We start from the raw sequence: 19603 nt of genomic DNA, 5'->3' as shown, positions 1-19603 counted from the left end.
GGTGGCTCCGCCACTTAGCCTCGCAGGATTGTCTGCTGAATCCACCTCTCCAAAATGCGCCTTGCAGACCAAAGACCCATCAGGGGCCGCAGCGTGAATACGGTGTTGTCTATTTAGCATTTCCCTTTTAATAAATGCATTAATAAATGAATTATAGCTATTTCAGTTATAAAGAACTGCATATCCGCATTGATATTTGAACAAGGTTTTCTCTTATTTCTGATCTGCTATTCCAACTTCGACTATCCCATTCGACACCACTTAAATCATCACCGCCATACAAGATAACACCTAATTTTACATTTCTAAATTGTGAAACAGCCATAAATGCTGCTGCTTCCATTTCTACAGTTACACACCCTTCTGCTTTCCGCAACTCAACCTTTTCTTTAGTCTCTCTATAAAATGAATCTGTCGTCCAAGTTTTGGCCTTAATATACCTTATATTATGTATATTAAAATCGTCCTCTATGAATTTTAATACCTCTAGATTACATTCAACTTCTCTTGATGGCTTAATGTAATGGTATGATACTCCTTCATCTCTCACTGCCGAAACTGGTACTATTACATGTCCAACAGCAATGTCTTTCTGTAATACACCTGCACCACCACAAACTATAAATTTCTGAAAACCATAGGCTATCAGTTCTTCTAAGAATCCTGCTGAACCTGCAGCTCCTAAATACCCCAAAGTAATATGTACTTTTTTTCCTTGATAATATGTTTCATATATTGGCAAATCTACAGTCTCGCAATGTAGAGATGCAACTTCTTTCAACTTTCCCTCCGTTTTCATTTTTTCAATTACATCTCGAAAAAATGTTATTACACAGTATTCAAATTCTTCTTTTGGCTTGATAAAATTAGTTGCTTCTATTATTGCAACTCGCGATTCATCAAATTCCAATATCGGGAATTCATTACTATCGATTTTTCTGCTTTCCATCTCGACTTACCTCCAAAGTAATTTAAATTTTTTTTATTATTTCTTTGCAGCTATTACATATAACGTTCCTGTATTCACGACGTCCGACGGAGTCGGAAGTGTCCGCCTGCTCCTGCTTCCCTGAAATCCCTCAGCCGCACCGAGGGCGTATGCCCGATGTGTGAATATTATGTTAAGTGGAGTTACGAACCTCTTTGAATTGCTGTCTAGGTATTAATTGTCTTTGTATATGTTTTTACTGAATCCGGAAAAGCTCCTTTAGACTCTGCTTCTTTACTTTCATCACTTATCTGTCTCGCAATTATCTCCAATCCATCAAAACATGCATTTTCTTTGTACCAATCAATTAATTCAAATAAAGATACACTTTCTTGCACCTCCTTATCTTCATAATGCGATACAATTGTTATTGTAAATGCCGGGACTAGAGCATCCGCCTTCAAGTAATACATAAAATTTTTACCTGTGTAGTGCTTCATAAGGTATATCTCAATTTCTTTCTCAAGAAAAGAAAACACTTCAATCAATTGATCTGATGATATTCTATTATTCTTTATAAGTCTATTGAATCCATGGATGTACACGTAATTATAATTTGCTTCATTTCTGATTAGAGTAGGGTCATTAGAAAACAAAAAAGTTGGACAAGTTATTATTGAAGTAACCTCTCGATAAGCCTTCTGAGCATATTTATCTAAATATTCTAAAATCAAGTACTTTCCCTCTCTTCAGTAATTTCACTTAACGTTTCCGTATTCACGAACCCGAGAACCTTAAGGCAGCTTTAACTGCCGGCCGCGATGCGGTTAGGTTCGCAGGGTTGTTCGCCTGATTTCACATTCAGCTTCTTCCTCATCGGGCGAACCAAGGGCCGTCAGGCCGCAGCGTGAATATATTGTTATACGATTCCCCGTCTTCCTTGAAATACCTCAATTTAATCTTTTAATTTACTCTTTAAACTTTCATCAGATAATATGAAGAGAATTGAGAGATCATTCATAGATTTGATTTGTACAAAATTGTCGTTTTTTAGATCTTTATTGAGCCCTGTAACATGAATCTTTCCTTTATTATTGGGATCACTTGGGTTATAAATAAATGAAACCTCATAATCGATATAGCCTTTTCGATATACGTAAGAATACAAATCTTCTTTATTAGTACCATCTTGATAAATGAAATATTGTCCTACTTCTCCAGTATCTCGCGCTTTCGCTAACCATTGATTGACCTTTTCTGCATGTTCCGCTTCTACTGCGTTCAACTTGTAATTGATAACACTATCCATCTCACTTGCCAAATCCTTTTTTTGTTGCTCTTTTTGTATTGAACATCCCGTGAGGATCAGTATAAAAGATAAAATAAGAAATAGGTTTTTCATTATTCCTCCTTCAGACTTATAAATATGTTTTACTGGGTTTCGCATAACGTTTCTGTATTCATGAACCCCAAAGGGGTTGTCTGCCGAAATGCCTCCTCGAAATCCATCTAGCAGACCAAGGCTCCATCGGAGCCAAAGCATGAATATTATGTTATACGAAGCACTTCGCTTCATTGAACTGCATTCAAAATCTCAATGACTAAAATAGCTTCTTCTTTATAACCTTCAAGATCGTTTAGTTTAATCCATTCAGGTTCATGATCTCTAAATTGATAGAATCTAATTACCACATCTTCTCCTTCGATTGTAGAACTTAAAATTAAAATAAAGTCTTTTTCAGGGTAGTTCAACTTTATATTCTCTCTCCAATTCGAAATGAGTTTTATTCCAGTCCTTAAATCCTCTATATGGTAATGATTAATTGAGGCTTCTAAATCTGTTCGATCTTGATAAATGGTTTCTTCAATAGAATCTGTCTCTCTTAAACTTGAAGCATCAACTAAAATGCAATCGTCCCATTCATGAAAAGTAGGGTTAAATAAATTCGAACTGATCGATTCCTTTGATTTAGCAAGCTCATTCAATAAATTTCTCATCGCCTTATTTGTTTTCATGTTTTCCTGCTTTCGAAGTGTTCCGTATAACATCTAATTTATGTACTTCATAAACACCACACAATCAATCTCGATTTCTGAACTACATACATAATAAACCATATTGTTCCATTTGCGAAGGTACTACAACAAACAAAAGAGCGGCCATTACATCAGGCCGCTCTCCACCTACATATTCTATTACTATCTTAAATAAAACCCTTTACTTCGTACCACTGCTCCATACCACTCTCTCACTCATTGCCTTATGCTGTGCAATTAAGCAGAGTTCTGCCGCTTTAAACGCATGCTCCTGTGTCATCGCATTCTCTGTTCGATCCAGACAATCCCGGATCAGTTCACCGAAGAATGGATAACCGACCTGTCCTTTAACACTGTAGCGATATTCCCCTTCATGGTTAACCAGGTACACCTGATCACCCTCAGCCTCTCTGGCCACGTCGATATACTTGCGCAGCTCAATGTATCCGTCCGTTCCCAAAATAACCGTTCGCCCATCGCCCCAGGTACCCAAACCATCCGGTGTAAACCAGTCTACGCGGAAGTAACCGGAAGCCCCGTTGTCGCCGATGAGTGATGCTTCGCCAAAGTCCTCCAGTTCCGGGAATTGTGGATGATTGAAATTGTTCACCCGACTGAACGCCACTTCTGCATCCGTACACGAAGCAAAGGTCAGAAACTGCTCGATCTGATGACTTCCAATATCACAGAGGATGCCGCCATACTTTTCATGCTGGAAGAACCATTCAGGCCGACCTCCCGCGTTTAATCGATGCGGCCCTGTCCCCATAACCTGAACAACCTTGCCGATGGCTCCCTGTTCGATCAGTTGTCCGGCATAGATCGCACTTTCCACGTGCAGACGCTCACTGTAATAGACCATATACTTCTTCCCAGTGCGTCTAACCTCTTCACGTGCAAGGGACAGTTGATCTAATGTAGTAAAAGGGGCTTTATCCGTAAAATAATCTTTACCTGCGGCCATGACTCTCATGCCGAGTGGCGCACGTTCCGATGTAATGGCTGCTCCGGCTACGAGCTGTACTTCATCGTCGGCAAGTACATCTGCTTCAGATGCCGCAATCTGTGCCTGCGGGAACTGTTTCCGAAAAGCCTCGACTTTAGCTGGGTCAGGATCATATACCCATTTAAGCGTTGCCCCAGCTTCCACCAGCCCGCCAACCATGCCGTAGATATGTCCATGGTCCAACGCTACAGCAGCAATGGTAAACTCACCTGGACCGCATACGATCTCTTTTTTCAGACTCTTTGGTGCATAAAACATGCCGTCTTTAGCCATACCTTCTCCACCTTTCCAATTCAATTGGATTTTCCGTTTATCGGTTCAGTTATCCTGTACACGCCTTAAGTTCAGCTTGGTGTATAAGTTCCACTTACTTAAATGTCTTTGACAGATCAGCAGGTTGACTGCTGCTGCCTACCTTGTCTTTCTTTGTATTTGAACTGGCAATCCGCTGCTGCAAATGCTCATAGAACAAATCCTCATCGATCGGCAGATCTACCCAGTTATCCGTCCAGGTTGACAGCAGCATAGCATTAGACAAAGTCAAACCATGGATACCCTCTTCACCGGGAGCAATGAGCGGTGTCCCGTTCAGGATGGCATCGATCCAGTTGCGAATCAGGCCAGGATGTCCGGTTTCCACACCCGTAATTGGCACCTCGCATTTCCAGCATTCCGGCTGTCCAAATCCTCCGGTAAATCTCTGATTGAATTCAGGCTCGGGTTCACGAAGACGCCAGAAGGTCAACTGACCATCTTCAATGACAATTTTCCCACGATCCCCATTGACTTCGAATCGGTTGGTGCCTGGTGCTTCACCCGTTGTGGTCACGAATACACCTGTTGCTCCATTTTCATATTCGACATATGCCGTTACATCATCTTCCACTTCAATGTTCCGGTATTTGCCGAATGAACAGAAGGCACGCATACGCACCGGCATCATGCCGATGGTCCATTGCCACAGGTCCAGTTGATGAGGGTCTTGGTTGATCAGGACACCGCCCCCTTCACCAGCCCACGTTGCCCGCCAGCCGCCTGAATCATAATAGCTCTGAGAGCGATACCAGTTCGTAATAATCCAGTTGGTACGCCGTACCTCACCCAGTTCTCCCGAGGCAATTAGATCTTTTAGTTTGATATATAAAGGGTTGGTTCGCTGGTTATACATCATGGAAAACACTTTGCCGCTGGTAGCCGCGGCTTCATTCATCTTGCGTACCTGTTTGGTGTATACTCCGGCAGGTTTCTCAATCATGACATGCAAACCATTCTGAAAAGCCTGAATGGCCTTTTCGGGATGGTCATAATGCGGGGTTGCTATAATTACCGCATCAATCGTCCCTGATGACATCATCTGCTCCGCATCCTGCCAATAAGTGACTGAAGCCGGAAGATTGCTGGATACCCAGCTCTCCATTTCTTGTCTCACATCACACACAGCCACCAGTTCTGCACCAGGTACCTCTCCTGCTACCAACGTTCTGGCATGGGCTGCACCCATATTCCCAATTCCAATAACGGCTACTCGAACCAAACTCATACCTGTACCTCCTCGTCCACACGACGTTCAATTTCGGCAAAAACATCTGCAAAATGCTGTAACATCGCCTTCGATTGCAAGACCCCGCTAAAATCCTCAATCCCGTAATATCCATCATACCCAACGGATTTAAGGTCACGGAATACTTGCAACCAGTTCACCACGCCTTCAGTCAAGGGGGCCCACTGACAATGCCAGTTTGATGTTAGCAAGATTTCTGTATTTTGTTCATTCACACTGGAATTCGAATTCTTGTTTGATTCATCCTTGAACCAAGCCGCATTCTTCACATGCACATGTGCCAGATAAGGTCCCAGTAATTCCAGTCCCATACGATGGTTCTCATATCCTTCATGCACCATGTTGCCTGGATCGTACAACACCCCTACATGCTGTGAATCCAGCGATTGCACGAGCCGATAAGCTAGTGATGCAGTGGGGGCAATCGTTTGATGATGGGTTTCTACTACAGCTTTTACCTTATACTGTTGGGCCATCTCTTGAACCTCGTTCAGATAATGCACAGCTTGTTTGTATAATTCAGGATAGCTGGTTTTGCGATCATAACCGGGAACCCCAACACGCATCATGGATGCTCCTAAGGCTTGTGCAGTTTGAAATGCTTGCTCCGTGGCAAGCAGATCTCCACAGCTCAGATATGGCACCAATGCAATCGACTGTCTGCCATGCTTTTTTGCCGCTTCTCGAAATGCAGGTACCTGTTCCTCCCATTGGTCTGGATCTATCGAGCAACGATTATGTCTCCAATAAGAAGGTTCTTCAGCCAAAGCATCCTCCGGTATTCCGCGATATCTCCATTCGATCCCTTCAATGCCTGCTGCGGCTGCAGCAGAAGCCAATTCTTCTGCGGTCAAGTCCGGTGTGGCAACAGTGAATACAGACAATTTCATCAACATTCATCTCCTTATGTAAACGTATTCAATTTATTGTTGTAAACGCATTGTATCATTCATACGAAGGCCACCATAGGGGGCAACGAGAAGAGATGAATGACAGATAAACAGCAGACCATATTCCCCATTCAGAGATAACTTGCAAGTTCCTTTTTGAACACGCACATAGCAAAAAGCACCCCGAATAACAGAAGAGCCTTCTGATTCGAGATGCCTGGTTTTCAACTTTTATTTTTCATCAAAAAAGACATGTTCCGCCTGCAATCCCCCTAAATTTGTAGTCATGATACCAAAAGAATATTGGGGTTGAAAGCGCCGATCCGTAGGAGAACCCGGATTAAATATCAGCACATCATTGACCGTATGCATCACCGGAATGTGCGAGTGTCCAAAAATCACGGCATCCACCTGCTGCCCTGCAAAAGTGTGGATCGCATTCTGCTCGGTAGACTTCGTTCCCAGATGACCATGTACAAGACCAAGACGCAAACCGTCTGCCTCAACGATGCGGGAGAACCCGAGTTTTCGACCTATTTCTGGCGGGTCCGTATTGCCTGCAACACCTTCAACTGGTGCATAAGCGCTGAGCAGCTTGTATACACTCCAGTCCGACCAATCCCCGGCATGGAGAATCAGATCGGCATCTGATAGCGCCTCAACCAAGGGATCGGGTAACTTACGTGCTCTTCGAGGTAAATGAGTGTCCGAAATGACAATAATTTTCATAGTACAGCACACCTTCCCTTTCCCTTATATTACGCTTTATTCGGCATGTGATGGAAGAACTTCAAGCTGGGAACAGGAACGCTCCATATCTTCAAGTGTAATGGATGCGAAGAATTGTTCCACCTTTGATTCGGCAACCTGATACAGATTGGTCAGAAGGCTGTCAATACGAAGGCCAACATCACAATTCGGATTACAGTTACCGTGAATCGGAAACAATGGGCCTTCATCCTTGGCAGCCTGATAGATCATGGCTAATGTGATTTCGCTTGAGGGTTTGGCGAGGTAAAATCCTCTTGTTCCCGGTGAGGAGTCCACAAGTCCTGCCTTTTTCAACCCGCCCAGAATACGTCTGACCACGACAGGGTTGGTATTCACACTACCTGCAATCAGTGCCGAAGTGATTCGTTCAGGCGCGCTGAAAGACAACAACAACAAACAATGCACACTGACCGAAAAATGAGTACTCATGATTAACCACCTTTTATTTGAGCATTATAATGCTGATTTTATATAATCCCAGATGTGTAGACTTACTCGGAGAACAGGTCCTGTTCAGGGCGTGCCCGAATTTTTAACTGCCGAACGCTGTATTCCAATTGTTTCACAATATCATCCAGTTGTTTGCGATCAATCTTCGTTGGATCTTCCACTGGCTTCGCCGATGACTTCAGATCCCGAATCGTTAACTGCTGCTCTTGCCACTTGTCCATCAGATCCGCTATATTGGCATAGAAACGTTCGTAATCTTTAATAACCAAATCAAGATAAGCATCCACCTCATCCGGATCATAACCACGAAGTTTATAATTGAATTGTTTTTCATGAATCGATAAAGCGTCTAGCTGCACGCCCAATTGTTTGAACAATTGTCTTTGTTTGTCCAATCTTCGTTTCATATGCTCATCCATATTGACAACCCTCCATTATCAAACGCGCCGCGGTAAGCACAAGAAGATCTTCGATACCGCCGCATTTTCTCTCTATATTTTTTATAACACATTATCCGTCAGATATAAAATCGAACGACCCTCTTTACACACGAAACTGATTGCTTCTTATGAAATTCGGGTAAGGACTGACTACAACCCCATTGCGGGAAAGGAGCATGTCCTTATGAGTACATTAACCAAAGATCAACTTCAAGAGCTGAAAAACGCTCTTTTGGAACAACGTGAAAACCTACAGCGTCATTTTGAATCCAGCATGGAAGACGGTGCTCCAGCCGAGTCCCTGAAAGATTCAACTGGTGAGCTGTCATCATACGATAATCACCCAGCAGATGCTGGGACGGAGACGTTTGAGCGAAGCCGTGACCTGGCGATAGATGATACGTTAACCGACGAGTTCAACCAGGTGAATGAAGCGCTGGAGCGAATCGAACAAGGAACGTATGGCTCCTGTGTGACCTGTGGTAAGGATATTCCCTTTGAACGACTCGAAGCGATCCCTTACACAGCCTACTGTATCGATGATACGCCTAACCGCGAGTTAAGCAACGAACGGCCCGTTGAGGAGGAAGTCATGACGATGCCGCCAAGCGGTGCCGGTGAAGTAAGACAGCGCAATGCTGGCAAGTTCGATAACGCTGACGCCTGGGAAGCTGTCGAGGAATATGGCACATCGAACTCCCCCGCAACCGCAGCCAAACGTGACGTGAAAGATTATGATGAAAACATGTAGTTTATGAACGAATTAAGGTCGTTTACGCTAAAATAGGTACATGTCTTCCATCATGCCAAATTACGCATGAAAAAGCCGCCAATGGCGGCTTTTTTCTTGGTCCAGCATATCGTCTTTACACAGACGGAACTTCAATAAAGCCGATGAATATGCTTCGGTTACTCTTCCGCCTGACCACCAGACGAGGATTCCTTCTGCTTTTTAGCAGGTCTTGACGTTTTCGCAACAGACTTGCCCTTATCGGGTGAAGCCTTCTTTTTCAATTTTCCAGCGTTTTTCAAAACGGGCTTATTCACCGTATCTTTGGATAGGGAACTGAATAAATGAAAGACCTCTTGGTCCGCATCATGCCTGTCTTTCGTTAAATAGGGTTCACACATCTTCGTAATGTTGTTGTACAACTGCTCTACTTCTTCCCGGCTAGCATACAACGTCATATCCGAGATAAACATACGGTCCCCGTTTTCCGCCTGATTCATAAATCGCCTACGGCTCTGCTCAAACATTTCATTTAACAATTTGAAGGTTTCGGAACGAAATACCTCCTTCAAAGGTGAATTCTCTTCATCTTCGTTACGGAGCTGGATTTCTCCCTTGAAGGGCTCATAATATTTGGCGATGATTCCATTAATTTCACGAGTGGATACGATGGTGAGCAGACCGATTTTCTCCAGTTTCTTCACATGATAATGTACCTTGGCTGGTACTTCGCCCATCTGGTCTGCGATCTCTTTAACCGTAGAGGGTCTGCCCTGTTTATTAAACATATTCATGATCTGTATCCGATACGGATCGGAGTAGACCTTAATTTCTTCAATCGTTGAAAGTACTTTGCGCTGCATACCTGTATCCTCATTTCCGGGGTACCTGTTGCCCATCATGTGTATATTATACCGTCAGAACAGGGCTTCGGTCAAAACAGGCTGAAGATAACAGGCTTCAGGAAGCCCTATTATAGAACAGTGCGGAAAGTCTTGCTCAGAAGCACCAGAGCGGCTGACATAGCAAGCAAAACACCAAACACGATAAACAGAATCGGCACTGCTACCCAATCGGCAAGAGCTCCTGAAACCAAGCTGCCTAATGGAGCAACACTCACGACGAGCATACTTTGAAGGGCATACACTCTGCCAAGCATATCGGAAGGCGTAACTTCCATCAGATAGGACGCAAGGGGTGTTGTAGCGAGTGGAATCCCCACGCCCATCATCAGACAAAAGACAGCAGCAACAGGCAGCTGGTAGGACGTCATGTAAGCCGGGAGTGCAGTCATGGCATAACTGAGCCCCAACATGACAATGCCTACGATGACCAGCACACTTTTACGGTAATTCGATCCTCGGTGAGACAGCCACAAGCCGCTCAGTACCATGCCTGCCACAATCAGCCCACTGAGTAGACTTAATCCTCCCGCGCCGGCGTGCAACGTTTCAATGACATATGGCGTGCGAAGGACATTGAATGGCATCAGACAGAAGTTGACGAAGGCAAACAGAATCGAGACGATTAGTAACAACACATGTTTACGCATAAAATGAAAGGCTTCTGTCATTTCAGAGAATATACTTTTTCTTGCTGGAGGAGAATCAGATGAATCTAGTGATGTATTTTCATTGTTAGATGATGTTGAGGTTTTCGGGTACCCCACACGGCTCATCAGGAGTGCACTTAAGGCAAACAAGCCCGCATCGATCAATATCGTCCATGTAATCCCTGCCGTTGCAATTAACGTTCCCGCCACTGCAAGTCCTGCGAGTTCTGCAACCCGGGTTGCAGATGAGGCCATGGCATTACCAGACAGCAGCATCGATTTGGGAAGTAATCGCGGTACACTGGATACCTCTGCGGGTGACGCGAAACATTCCAGAAGGGAATTCAAAATGGTGATGACGAACAGATGCCAGACTTGCAGCTCACCCAGACCAAACAATAGTGCTGTAATGCCAACAAATAATCCTCGACCAGTATTCGTGAGCACAATCACCTTTTTGGGCGACATGCGATCAACCAGTGCACCGACAAACAGCCCCAGAAAGATACTCGGCAAAAAATTAACAGCCAGCAGTGTTCCCATCAGCAGCTTTGAACCTGTCAGAATGTACACCATCCAGCTATAGGCAATGGAATCAATCGAATCGCCAAATCTGGATACAACCTTGCTCACCATAAACTGCACATAAGGTTTAATCCGAATTAATTCCCCGATCCCTTGTTTGCGTGCGACTGTACCTTCGCTCATGATTACTCCGCCTCTCAACGTGAAAATATTTTTAATGTTAATTTTATTTTAACGTATGATATGCGAAAATCAACCCTTTCGTGAAAATATTTTTAACGATGTGTTCGTCCCCATAAAACACAAAAAAACAGACCGAAGGGTCTGTTCTCTTTGCACCAAAATTTGCTGTTATGATTCGTAGTTCATCTACTAGTCCTCAGTCTTGAATTGAAATCCAATACTCTCTTCTTCCGCCTCCAGCATCAACTGGTACACCTTCTCTGCCTCACTACCCAGCCGTTCCTTGCTGATCTGGTAGTTCGTCCAGGTTAATTCAAGCGGCAGCTCAATCATGCCTGTAAGGCAGTCCCACAAGGCGTCCAGATTTGCACCGTAAAAGTCTGGCAGTTCAAGCTTTTGCTTCAACAACTCATGCAACTCTGTCGTGCTAGAAAAGTCCTCACCGTTAAGCACTACCCTCTTCATGTCGGTCATGTCCTTCCTTATTTCAAGCGAGTAAATGATGCATAGTGGTCTGTCGTTTTGTAAATCAAGCCGTCATTGGAGTACAGGATGCGGTCAGAATTACGGAAACCGGAAGTGTAGTTGATATCCGCTTCACGCCAAGTGCGGCCACTCGCTGCTGGAAGCAATCCTTCCCGGTTGCTAAACACGTCTCCACCGATACTTTTGCCCGGAGCAACCGTAGCGAGGTTACCTTGCGACGATACCCAGCCCAGTGCCGTTGCCTGTGCTTTGGTAATGTAATTGCATGGCAGTTGTCCATTGGCGCTGAGATAGTTGGCCACACCAGTAAACGTATTGATGATGGTACACGTTGCCGCTGCAGCCTTCTGCTGTCCAACCGGAGCGAACTGTGAACCTGTGAAGAAGACAATCGTTAACATAACCGCGAGCAGAGCTGTAGACAAAAACTTTTTCATAAATCCAGCCTCCCAATGACTTAAAATGGATGAACGTTGCCACTATGTAAGTAATATGAGATGTGAATAATTCTGCCTGGATGTACGTTCTGCTAGATTATAGTGAACAAGCCATCTATTTACTATTTATATCACATCATTTTGGAGTAAATATCAAATTTAACCGTTATTATTGTAAAAATATATAAACATAACAATTAATTACAACAAAAGACTCACATCCCGGGGGATGGAGTCTACCATTTCGATCATGTCCTATCATCTATCATGCTATTATGTTAGCTCCTGTTTTAATCCACTAATTGCACCCGTTGACGGGTTCGTGCCGATTCCAGGCATGCATCAATGACACGCATATTCTCAATGGTATTTTGCGGACTGAACGGCAATGCTTCTCCCTCAAGCACCGCGGCTGCAAATGTCTCCACCTGCAAAACATAGGAGTTGGATACCGATACACGTTCCTCTCGGCTGACGGAATCGGTGTGCACGATAATCTGTGGTGGAATATCACTGTTCTCCCAGCCGAACACCTTGGGCAGTTCAATCCGACCATCGGTACCGAGAATCTCCATCTCAGCTCGTCCAGAGGCCCACATGCCACAGTCAAACGTTAACGCTACTGAATTGGGAAACTCCACAAGTCCTGAAGCCATCATATCGACGCCATCATGTTCTTCGGAAAATAGAGCGTGTACCGTTACCGCTTCCGGCTCCTGCCCCAGATACATGCGGGCTGCCGAGATTGGATATACGCCAAGATCAAATAATGATCCTCCGCCCATCTCCCTTTTGAATCTTACATTGTCTTTATCGTCAGCGGTATTGCAGGTAAAGTTGCCGTGGAGGGCTCTGACCGTACCAATCTCCCCACTGGCTATAATTTCTTGCACACGTTTATGCTTGGGGTGGTATCGATACATAATGGCCTCTGCAAACAGTACACCGTGCTGTTGACATACCTCAATCATTTCCGCCGCTTCATCTGAATTCAGAGCAGCCGGTTTCTCACATAATACATGTTTTCCAGCCTGAGCAGCCTTAATCGTCCACTCCTTATGCATGTGGTTCGGCAGAGGAATATACACAGCTTCAATATCCGGGTCCGCAATGAGTTCATCATAGCTGCCATACGCTCTGGCAATGTCGAGTTCATTCGCAAGTGCTTCAGCCTTCTCTTTGCTGCGGCTGGCTATCGCCAAGACCTCACCACTTTCGGATTGTTGAATCGCCGGAATGACTGCATTTTTCGCGATTGTAGATGTACCAAGTACACCCCACTGTAAGTGTCTGTCCATGCTTATCTTCCTTTCACTCCGTAATTGTCCTCTTCTGCCTTGTGTAACATGCCGAGACAACGATCGAGATCGGCTTTAACCTGTTTTTTATATAATTCGGCTTTCTCCGCACCATCATCCGTGAAGTGATATAAAACGATTTCCTGAAAATCGACTTTGGGATCACTGCCCTTCAGCTTCTTCGTACGATAAAAGACACCCTGTTGAACCAATTCATGCAGCGCCCGGTAGATCTCGCTCTGGGGTGGTACATAACCGTAGGCTTTGAATTCCTGCTTCATTGCCTCCAGCATCTCATAACCGTATCCCCTGTGCTGTTCGACCATCGTAATCAGATACAGCTTAATAAATGCCCGCTGCGCAATCATAAAAGCCACGTTCATTCCCCTCCTGTCAGCTCTATATATCTAGTATTATAAATCTTATGTTCCCCTTCTGCCATCTTTATCCGTCTTTCTCCCTTTAATCCATGGGCGTTGGAAGGCAAGAAGGAGAAATGATGGATAGGCAGGAACGTAAGGTAGAGCGAGAATTTGGGTTTTCTATTATGAATTTTTCATGTAATGAAATTTTTAAATTTATTTCAAAAAGTGTTAATCATGGTATTGGCGTCACTTTTTTTCAGGTTGTTGCCTTCATTTTATTGGCCCTCAACTCACTGTTGTTCTGAATTTTTCATATAATGATGTATTCACCTGTTAATCAGGTTTTGACTTCGGTACGGTTCCCACAATCCACTTGCCCCAGCTTGCGCGAGAGATGAGCCATGTGAGTACGCAGGATAACGTAAGCGCCAGCAACCAGGTGATGATCATGCGAACTACGGGGTTTAAACCCAATGCCACATAAAACTGTTCATCCGGAATGTAGCTGTAGCGCAACATCAGCATGTGCATCAGGTATCCCCCGTACGAAACCCCGCCAATCCACGCCAGCAATCGTGTTACTCTGATATTGTGAAGCTTGCCAGCCAGTTGGTACATCACCATGATGGAAGCAATGAGGAATAAGATCATATCCGGCCGGATGAGACTGACGGTATAGAACGTAATCTGTATGCCCTCCGGCTTCTGGAACTCCTGCATTAACTTATATATAAACCGAAGACCAAGTACAATAAACACGGTCCAATATCCCCAGCGCAAACGTTGAATCCACTCATTCCAGCGTTGAACCGATAGCCCGGCTGCCGCACCAAGCACAAAATAAAAAAAGAAATACAGGAAATTTCGATCCGCATAGGTTGTAAAGGCATCGGTCAGCACCGGGATATTCAACCATTCCATAAATTTGGCGATATTTCGCAATTGATCCGCGAGCACAAGGTACACCACACCCGAGATCAGAAGAGCTATTGTGCGCCCCTTCCCCTCATATCGATTATAGAAATAACGGATTGCTCGCAGAAAAAGGGGAAACAACAGATAAAACTGAATAAGCATAATAATGTACCAAAAATGCGAGGTCGTTTTACCCGTGATTAATTTTAAACCAAGGTCAGGAATATCCTGCCAACCAAATCCGTTCCAGCCGCGAGGCGCGAGTGTGAAGTAGATCAGTGACCAGATAATATAGGGGACGATTACATCGGTTAATCGCTTTTGCATGAAACGTCCATAATGCAACTTGTCTCCTGTATTATAGAAAAGCACCATACCTGTGATAAAAATAAACAGGGGTACTGCAAATTTGGACAGCATCAGCAGGATCGCGAGCAATACACCGTCTTCCAGTCCCGCTTCTGGGACCACGGAATAATGAGCTATGGAGTGCTGAAGGACGACTGCCGCAAAAGCAATTCCCCTCAGACTCTCAATTCCTGTAATTCGTTCTTTACGAGGCATAACAGACAGCCTCCTTTCTTGGTTTTGCCATGAAAACGACGTACAATGAAGCCATATATTGATGAACGGGGTGATTCACATCTCAGATACAGACCAAGACATAACTACCATTGACTCCAAATATGTACAACAGCATCTGGCTAACGAGCGGACCTTTTTGGCCTGGGTTCGTACCGGCATTGCCATGATTGGGATCGGCTTTCTTGCAGCCGGCTTCGGCTTCAGTTCAACGGCCTATGATCGGATGGCCCATATCGCGGCAATCATCATTGGTATTACTTCCTTGGTCAGCGGTATTCTGATCATCCTGTGTTCTGCAGCCGCTTACCACCGAAAACGCAATCAGATCAATTCACAAACGTTCCAGGCATCCACGAAATTGATTCGGTTCCTGACACTGATGCTGCTGGTGATTGGACTGGCCCTGGCCGTATTACTGTATGTATTGTTATTCCCTGCCTGGCAGGTTTAACACCTGAACCTCTGACGTTCATTTATGCATCATACACAGGTACAAAAGCCGGCTTCCTCTAAGGAAACCGGCTGATGACCACCTGGTGGTTCACATATATCATTCCAGTTGAAGAATCCTGTCTTTGGTGATCCGAATTATAGAAAAGTATTGTTGCCAAATCGAGCTGCCTTATCCCGAGCTTCCAGTCTGCGCTCTTCCATATCGAGATCCGGGCGCTCAGTAGGCACATCTTCTCGATGGGCATCGATACTGTCCCGGTTCACATAACTGTTACTGCTGAACACGTCATAAACATCAGTATCCCGATCCGTTGAGTCCACGAGCAACAGAATTTTACCACTTTGCACGTATTCCTCATACTGTCTGGCGTCCTCTTCCGGAATACCGAGACCGACGAGTCCACCTACAAGTCCGCCTGCTCCTGCACCTACAGCGGCACCCGTAAAGGCTGCGGCAATTGGGCCAGCGGCCAGAATAGGACCTATGCCCGGAATCGCCAATGCCCCAATACCAGCGAGCAATCCGGCTACTCCGCCGAGCACCCCGCCTGTTGCCGCACCTGCAGCTACACCTTCGGGTGCTTTTGTACCCGTCTCTTCGCGAATGGCCTTCAGCTCATCCCGATCCTGTGTGACTACCGAGATTTCGTCTGAAGTGAATCCTTGCGCTTTCAATCCCTCGATTGCTGATGATGCCTCACGTTCTGTATTAAACACACCTACGATTTTCTTCTGCATAGTGAATCCCTCCTCATCTAATTGAGTGGTTCGCTATGTTATTACCCGCCTTGTTTTCTTTCAAACGCTTCCACCGCAAAATCATATCCTTGAAGGCCTAGGAGAATGACCGACCATTGATATTCAGCGAGTCACCGCGCTAGGAGCTGCACGTGGTGTGATACGAAGACGAACACAGAAAATAAACTGTTGATATGCCAAGCCTGATCTGGAGTTGGCTCCTATTTCGGAGCAATCGGGCAGAAGAGTCCAAGTGGGCTCAGCATGCTTTTTTCTAAAGAACATAGGACGTCTTAATTGGACCCTATGCTCTAATTTTCAATTGTAAGGAGCACCAGACACGTTATTCCCCTAAAACGCCCTAAATAACGCCACAAACAGCTCCAAATTCCGATATAACGTGTCTCAGGTTCGCTATCCTTCTGTAGTCGCTTCAAACTCATGTATAACACGTCTCATGTTCGTTAGCGCCCAAGACGCCTAATCTGCCCATCGTCGCATACTATCCCGTTCAGGGCATGTCCAGATCCAACTTTCAGACCGAGGTTTGAAAACCCATTCTAACTAAACTCGCGGTTTGGCCCGGTTAGTCGCTATCGCTTCGAGCGGATCATCCGGCCAATAATGTTTGGGATAACGTCCTTTCAAGTCTTTCATGACCTCAAAATAAGTTTCCCGCCAAAAGTTGGCCAGATCTCGTGTGACCTGTACAGGCCGCTGTGCAGGGGACAGCAAATGTATGGTCAGTGGTACTCGACCACCGCCAATACGCGGGGTCTCCTGCTGCCCAAACATCTCCTGCAGTCTCACTGCGAGCGTAGGATCTTCAGGACGACTGTAATCCACCGGAATGCGCGAACCACTAGGCACCTGAATATGTGTAGGAGCTTCACGATCCAATTGCTGTCGCTGCTCCCAGCTTAGTCCGCCTAGCAGCACATCCTGCATCGACAATCTCTTGAGATCCGCAGCAGATCTCATGCCTGTCAGAAAAGGGCTGAGATATTCTGCCAGTTCTTCGGTCAGATGATCTTCAATAAGATCAGGCCATTCCGGCAAATGATGATGTAAAAAGCGCATCCTGTCCGCCAGCTGTCGCGATGATTTTGTCCAGGGCAGACAATCCAGCCCCTCGATACGTATTCCTGAGAGTAATGCTTCGAGCACCTGGTCTTCGGGTGGCTGTGCAATGCTGCTCTCTTTCAACGTAATGGCTCCAATTCGCAGCCTTCTATGTGCACGCACACTGCGGGTGTTTCGGTCCCAGGCTACCTGAACCTCTTCATGGAGCATATGCGGACCAAAGTCCAGCAATCTCTTCTCCTGCACTGGCGCAGCCAGCAGGATGCGCGCATCCGCGCCCTGGTCGTCGGCTTCGGCTGCGACCAGATAGGCTGAACGGCTCAGCGATTCTGTCGCTGCGAGCCGTACCCCGCGGCCGCTGCTCAGCAGATACCGGCCGTCCTCCCGGCGTTGCCCGATCCGGTCCGGATAAGCGAAGGACAGCAGCCATCCGCAGCTGTCCTCATCCGGCCGTACCGGATCGGCCGCCGGGCCGAGCGCCGAGCGCAGCTGGCGGCTCTCCTGGAGCATGCGCCGCACGGCAGCACTGTCTGCGACAGACGCTGCCGCTTGCGGCATGCCGCTGCTGTCCGCAGTCAGCAGCGCTTCCACGCGCGGGCGCAGATCGGTGCCCGCGCCTGCACTACCACTGCTGCGGAGGCCGGCAGGCTCCTGCAGCAGTGCCGCCAGCATGCTGGCGTAGCTGGCCAGCCCAAGCTCCGCCGCGCGGAGCAGCATGCTGGCCAGTCGCGGATGCACGCCAAGCGTGTTCATCCGCAGCCCGAAGGGCGTGATGCGGCCTGCATCGTCCAGGCCGCCCAGCTGGCGCAGCAGCGCCTGTGCCTGGCCGTAGGCTGCGGCAGGCGGGGTGTCCAGCCACTGCAGCTCTGCAGGGGACTGGACACCCCAGGCGGCAAGCTCCAGCGCCAGCGGCGCAAGGTCCGCGGAGGCAATCTCCGGCTTTGCTGCATCAGGCAGCACGCCATGGGCCTCTTCGCTCCATAGCCGGTAACACACGCCCGGTGCAATTCGCCCCGCGCGCCCCCGCCGCTGATCGGCTGACGCCTTGGACACCGGCAGGGTGACGAGCCGACTCATGCCGGTCCGCGGCGAGAATACCGAGGCACGGCTCAGTCCCGCATCCACCACGACTTTAACTCCAGCCAAGGTAAGACTGGATTCAGCAATGGACGTGGACAGTACAACCTTCCGTTTACCTTCATCTGCGGGTCGCACAGCTTCATCCTGCCGTTCTACAGGCATGCTGCCATATAGAGCATGTACCTCAACATGAGCAGGAAGCATGAGGTTTGACAGCTCTCGCTCTGTGCGATGAATTTCTTTTGCGCCCGGTAGGAAAACCAGCACATCCCCTTCCTGTTCTACCAGTGCCTTAACGACGGCCTGAGCTGTAAAAGTCTCGATCTGCTCAGATGCCGGTTTGGATACATATCGGGTTTCCACCGGAAACGTTCGTCCAGGACAGTCAATCCATCTGGTTCCCTCGCCAAGCAACGCACAGACAGGAACAGGGTCCAGCGTGGCCGACATCACCAGCAGTTTCAGATCAGGACGCAGCATGGCCCGGGATTCAAGCGCAAGCGCCAGACCAAGGTCACCATGCAGATGCCGCTCATGAAATTCATCGAAGATAATCATCGCCGTATCTTCCAGGCCCTGGTCCTGTTGAAGCATCCGGGTCAATACACCCTCCGTCACCACTTCTATGCGAGTGTGCTGACTTACACGCGTATCCATCCGCACCCGATATCCTACGGTCTGTCCCGCTTTTTCACCTAGTGAAGCTGCCATTCGTGCAGCTGCCGAGCGAGCCGCGAGTCTACGAGGCTCCAGCATAATGATTTTCCGTCCGGCAACCCATGGCTCCTCCAGCAGTGCCAGCGGTACTATGGTCGTTTTACCCGCACCCGGCTCCGCAATTAACACACCTGTATCCTTCTCCTGAAATAACCGCCTCAGCTCAGGAATAATTGGTTGTATCGGTAAATCCGTCTTCATCTCATCTCTCCTAATTAATGTTCCACGTGTCTATTCGAATGTTAGCATTATAACAAAAAAAGCCGTTCCAGAGGAACGACTTCATAGATACATCCATTTCAACATTTTACATCCTTCCATTTAACTCGCTCACAACGCTGATTGAAAGTAGCTCTATGGATGAATACAAAAT

At 46.6% G+C, this 19603-nt stretch carries 21 protein-coding genes; 2 read left to right on the top strand and 19 right to left on the bottom strand.

The features are described 5' to 3' along the window. Positions 1 to 166 precede the first annotated feature (166 nt). The 10 genes from ACDJ58_RS10560 to ACDJ58_RS10515 form a co-directional block, all read right to left on the bottom strand. On the bottom strand, positions 167 to 949 hold the full coding sequence (locus tag ACDJ58_RS10560; protein ID WP_063563246.1) for a nucleoside phosphorylase: 783 nt from the start codon (positions 947 to 949) through the stop codon (positions 167 to 169). A 206-nt stretch (positions 950 to 1155) separates the two neighbouring features. Further along, positions 1156 to 1662 (bottom strand): hypothetical protein, encoded by a 507-nt coding sequence (locus tag ACDJ58_RS10555; RefSeq protein ID WP_079694633.1) that lies wholly within the window; start codon positions 1660 to 1662, stop codon positions 1156 to 1158. A gap of 221 nt (positions 1663 to 1883) precedes the next feature. Continuing rightward, positions 1884 to 2330 (bottom strand): hypothetical protein, encoded by a 447-nt coding sequence (locus tag ACDJ58_RS10550; protein WP_090949194.1) that lies wholly within the window; start codon positions 2328 to 2330, stop codon positions 1884 to 1886. Positions 2331 to 2500: 170 nt separating this feature from the next. After that, positions 2501 to 2944: a hypothetical protein gene (locus tag ACDJ58_RS10545; protein WP_072732452.1), complete on the bottom strand. Its 444-nt coding sequence runs from the start codon at positions 2942 to 2944 to the stop codon at positions 2501 to 2503. Positions 2945 to 3146: 202 nt separating this feature from the next. Beyond that, positions 3147 to 4244 (bottom strand): Gfo/Idh/MocA family protein, encoded by a 1098-nt coding sequence (locus tag ACDJ58_RS10540; protein WP_413377663.1) that lies wholly within the window; start codon positions 4242 to 4244, stop codon positions 3147 to 3149. 94 nt (positions 4245 to 4338) lie between these two features. Beyond that, positions 4339 to 5511, bottom strand: a complete 1173-nt coding sequence (locus ACDJ58_RS10535; protein WP_413377661.1) for a Gfo/Idh/MocA family protein — start codon at positions 5509 to 5511, stop codon at positions 4339 to 4341. Next, positions 5508 to 6422, bottom strand: a complete 915-nt coding sequence (locus ACDJ58_RS10530) for a sugar phosphate isomerase/epimerase family protein (RefSeq protein WP_413377659.1) — start codon at positions 6420 to 6422, stop codon at positions 5508 to 5510. The genes ACDJ58_RS10535 and ACDJ58_RS10530 overlap by 4 nt, the downstream gene beginning before the upstream one ends. Before the next feature lie 231 nt (positions 6423 to 6653). Beyond that, the gene (locus ACDJ58_RS10525) at positions 6654 to 7151 is read right to left on the bottom strand and encodes a metallophosphoesterase family protein (RefSeq protein ID WP_413377657.1); all 498 of its coding nucleotides are present in this window, start codon (positions 7149 to 7151) and stop codon (positions 6654 to 6656) included. Between the two features lie 36 nt (positions 7152 to 7187). Then, complete coding sequence (locus tag ACDJ58_RS10520) at positions 7188 to 7622, bottom strand: Rrf2 family transcriptional regulator (RefSeq protein WP_413377655.1); 435 nt, start codon at positions 7620 to 7622, stop codon at positions 7188 to 7190. A gap of 62 nt (positions 7623 to 7684) precedes the next feature. Then, positions 7685 to 8062 (bottom strand): DivIVA domain-containing protein, encoded by a 378-nt coding sequence (locus tag ACDJ58_RS10515; RefSeq protein WP_024630343.1) that lies wholly within the window; start codon positions 8060 to 8062, stop codon positions 7685 to 7687. Between the two features lie 205 nt (positions 8063 to 8267). Here ACDJ58_RS10515 and ACDJ58_RS10510 point away from each other — a divergent pair, with 205 nt between their 5' ends. After that, entirely contained in the window at positions 8268 to 8834 is a 567-nt protein-coding gene (locus ACDJ58_RS10510) for a TraR/DksA C4-type zinc finger protein (protein WP_076289586.1), read from the top strand. A 158-nt stretch (positions 8835 to 8992) separates the two neighbouring features. On the opposite strand, the gene ACDJ58_RS10505 is transcribed toward ACDJ58_RS10510, so the two are convergent. The 7 genes from ACDJ58_RS10505 to ACDJ58_RS10475 form a co-directional block, all read right to left on the bottom strand. Next, entirely contained in the window at positions 8993 to 9676 is a 684-nt protein-coding gene (locus ACDJ58_RS10505; protein ID WP_413377652.1) for an ArsR/SmtB family transcription factor, read from the bottom strand. A 110-nt stretch (positions 9677 to 9786) separates the two neighbouring features. Beyond that, positions 9787 to 11073, bottom strand: a complete 1287-nt coding sequence (locus tag ACDJ58_RS10500; protein ID WP_413377650.1) for an MFS transporter — start codon at positions 11071 to 11073, stop codon at positions 9787 to 9789. A 189-nt stretch (positions 11074 to 11262) separates the two neighbouring features. Further along, positions 11263 to 11538 (bottom strand): barstar family protein, encoded by a 276-nt coding sequence (locus ACDJ58_RS10495; RefSeq protein WP_247902255.1) that lies wholly within the window; start codon positions 11536 to 11538, stop codon positions 11263 to 11265. A 17-nt stretch (positions 11539 to 11555) separates the two neighbouring features. Then, a complete protein-coding gene (locus ACDJ58_RS10490) occupies positions 11556 to 11996 on the bottom strand; it encodes a ribonuclease (protein WP_413377648.1) in 441 nt (146 codons plus the stop codon). A gap of 290 nt (positions 11997 to 12286) precedes the next feature. Next, positions 12287 to 13294: a Gfo/Idh/MocA family protein gene (locus ACDJ58_RS10485; RefSeq protein WP_413377646.1), complete on the bottom strand. Its 1008-nt coding sequence runs from the start codon at positions 13292 to 13294 to the stop codon at positions 12287 to 12289. A 2-nt stretch (positions 13295 to 13296) separates the two neighbouring features. Then, on the bottom strand, positions 13297 to 13671 hold the full coding sequence (locus ACDJ58_RS10480; RefSeq protein WP_063563231.1) for a helix-turn-helix transcriptional regulator: 375 nt from the start codon (positions 13669 to 13671) through the stop codon (positions 13297 to 13299). Positions 13672 to 13992: 321 nt separating this feature from the next. Beyond that, positions 13993 to 15138, bottom strand: coding sequence for an acyltransferase (locus ACDJ58_RS10475; protein ID WP_413377644.1), 1146 nt, complete (start codon positions 15136 to 15138; stop codon positions 13993 to 13995). 61 nt (positions 15139 to 15199) lie between these two features. Here ACDJ58_RS10475 and ACDJ58_RS10470 point away from each other — a divergent pair, with 61 nt between their 5' ends. Beyond that, the gene (locus ACDJ58_RS10470; protein ID WP_413377642.1) at positions 15200 to 15610 is read left to right on the top strand and encodes a YidH family protein; all 411 of its coding nucleotides are present in this window, start codon (positions 15200 to 15202) and stop codon (positions 15608 to 15610) included. 137 nt (positions 15611 to 15747) lie between these two features. Here the strand turns inward: ACDJ58_RS10470 and ACDJ58_RS10465 are convergent, their stop codons facing one another. Both ACDJ58_RS10465 and hrpB read right to left on the bottom strand, forming a co-directional pair. After that, positions 15748 to 16350: a general stress protein gene (locus tag ACDJ58_RS10465; RefSeq protein ID WP_413377640.1), complete on the bottom strand. Its 603-nt coding sequence runs from the start codon at positions 16348 to 16350 to the stop codon at positions 15748 to 15750. 564 nt (positions 16351 to 16914) lie between these two features. Beyond that, complete coding sequence (hrpB, locus tag ACDJ58_RS10460) at positions 16915 to 19431, bottom strand: ATP-dependent helicase HrpB (RefSeq protein WP_413377638.1); 2517 nt, start codon at positions 19429 to 19431, stop codon at positions 16915 to 16917. Positions 19432 to 19603: the final 172 nt, after the last annotated feature.

Origin of the sequence: Paenibacillus taichungensis (assembly GCF_047302525.1) — a bacterium.
Lineage (GTDB): Bacteria > Bacillota > Bacilli > Paenibacillales > Paenibacillaceae > Paenibacillus > Paenibacillus taichungensis_B.
The sequence above is the reverse complement of the archived record's forward strand: the minus strand, read 5'-3'. Positions and strand labels throughout refer to the sequence as shown.

Excerpts from the sequence above, each read along its gene's own strand:
- ACDJ58_RS10535 (WP_413377661.1), bottom strand. The coding sequence starts at position 5,511 with ATGAGTTTGGTTCGAGTAGCCGTTATTGGAATTGGGAATATGGGTGCA.
- ACDJ58_RS10510 (WP_076289586.1), top strand. The coding sequence starts at position 8,268 with ATGAGTACATTAACCAAAGATCAACTTCAAGAGCTGAAAAACGCTCTT.
- ACDJ58_RS10520 (WP_413377655.1), bottom strand. The coding sequence starts at position 7,622 with ATGAGTACTCATTTTTCGGTCAGTGTGCATTGTTTGTTGTTGTTGTCT.
- ACDJ58_RS10505 (WP_413377652.1), bottom strand. The coding sequence starts at position 9,676 with ATGCAGCGCAAAGTACTTTCAACGATTGAAGAAATTAAGGTCTACTCC.
- ACDJ58_RS10490 (WP_413377648.1), bottom strand. The coding sequence starts at position 11,996 with ATGAAAAAGTTTTTGTCTACAGCTCTGCTCGCGGTTATGTTAACGATT.
- ACDJ58_RS10540 (WP_413377663.1), bottom strand. The coding sequence starts at position 4,244 with ATGGCTAAAGACGGCATGTTTTATGCACCAAAGAGTCTGAAAAAAGAG.
- ACDJ58_RS10465 (WP_413377640.1), bottom strand. The coding sequence starts at position 16,350 with ATGCAGAAGAAAATCGTAGGTGTGTTTAATACAGAACGTGAGGCATCA.
- ACDJ58_RS10515 (WP_024630343.1), bottom strand. The coding sequence starts at position 8,062 with ATGGATGAGCATATGAAACGAAGATTGGACAAACAAAGACAATTGTTC.
- ACDJ58_RS10470 (WP_413377642.1), top strand. The coding sequence starts at position 15,200 with ATGAACGGGGTGATTCACATCTCAGATACAGACCAAGACATAACTACC.
- ACDJ58_RS10500 (WP_413377650.1), bottom strand. The coding sequence starts at position 11,073 with ATGAGCGAAGGTACAGTCGCACGCAAACAAGGGATCGGGGAATTAATT.
- ACDJ58_RS10560 (WP_063563246.1), bottom strand. The coding sequence starts at position 949 with ATGGAAAGCAGAAAAATCGATAGTAATGAATTCCCGATATTGGAATTT.
- ACDJ58_RS10550 (WP_090949194.1), bottom strand. The coding sequence starts at position 2,330 with ATGAAAAACCTATTTCTTATTTTATCTTTTATACTGATCCTCACGGGA.
- ACDJ58_RS10530 (WP_413377659.1), bottom strand. The coding sequence starts at position 6,422 with ATGAAATTGTCTGTATTCACTGTTGCCACACCGGACTTGACCGCAGAA.
- ACDJ58_RS10475 (WP_413377644.1), bottom strand. The coding sequence starts at position 15,138 with ATGCCTCGTAAAGAACGAATTACAGGAATTGAGAGTCTGAGGGGAATT.
- ACDJ58_RS10545 (WP_072732452.1), bottom strand. The coding sequence starts at position 2,944 with ATGAAAACAAATAAGGCGATGAGAAATTTATTGAATGAGCTTGCTAAA.
- hrpB (WP_413377638.1), bottom strand. The coding sequence starts at position 19,431 with ATGAAGACGGATTTACCGATACAACCAATTATTCCTGAGCTGAGGCGG.
- ACDJ58_RS10495 (WP_247902255.1), bottom strand. The coding sequence starts at position 11,538 with ATGAAGAGGGTAGTGCTTAACGGTGAGGACTTTTCTAGCACGACAGAG.
- ACDJ58_RS10485 (WP_413377646.1), bottom strand. The coding sequence starts at position 13,294 with ATGGACAGACACTTACAGTGGGGTGTACTTGGTACATCTACAATCGCG.
- ACDJ58_RS10525 (WP_413377657.1), bottom strand. The coding sequence starts at position 7,151 with ATGAAAATTATTGTCATTTCGGACACTCATTTACCTCGAAGAGCACGT.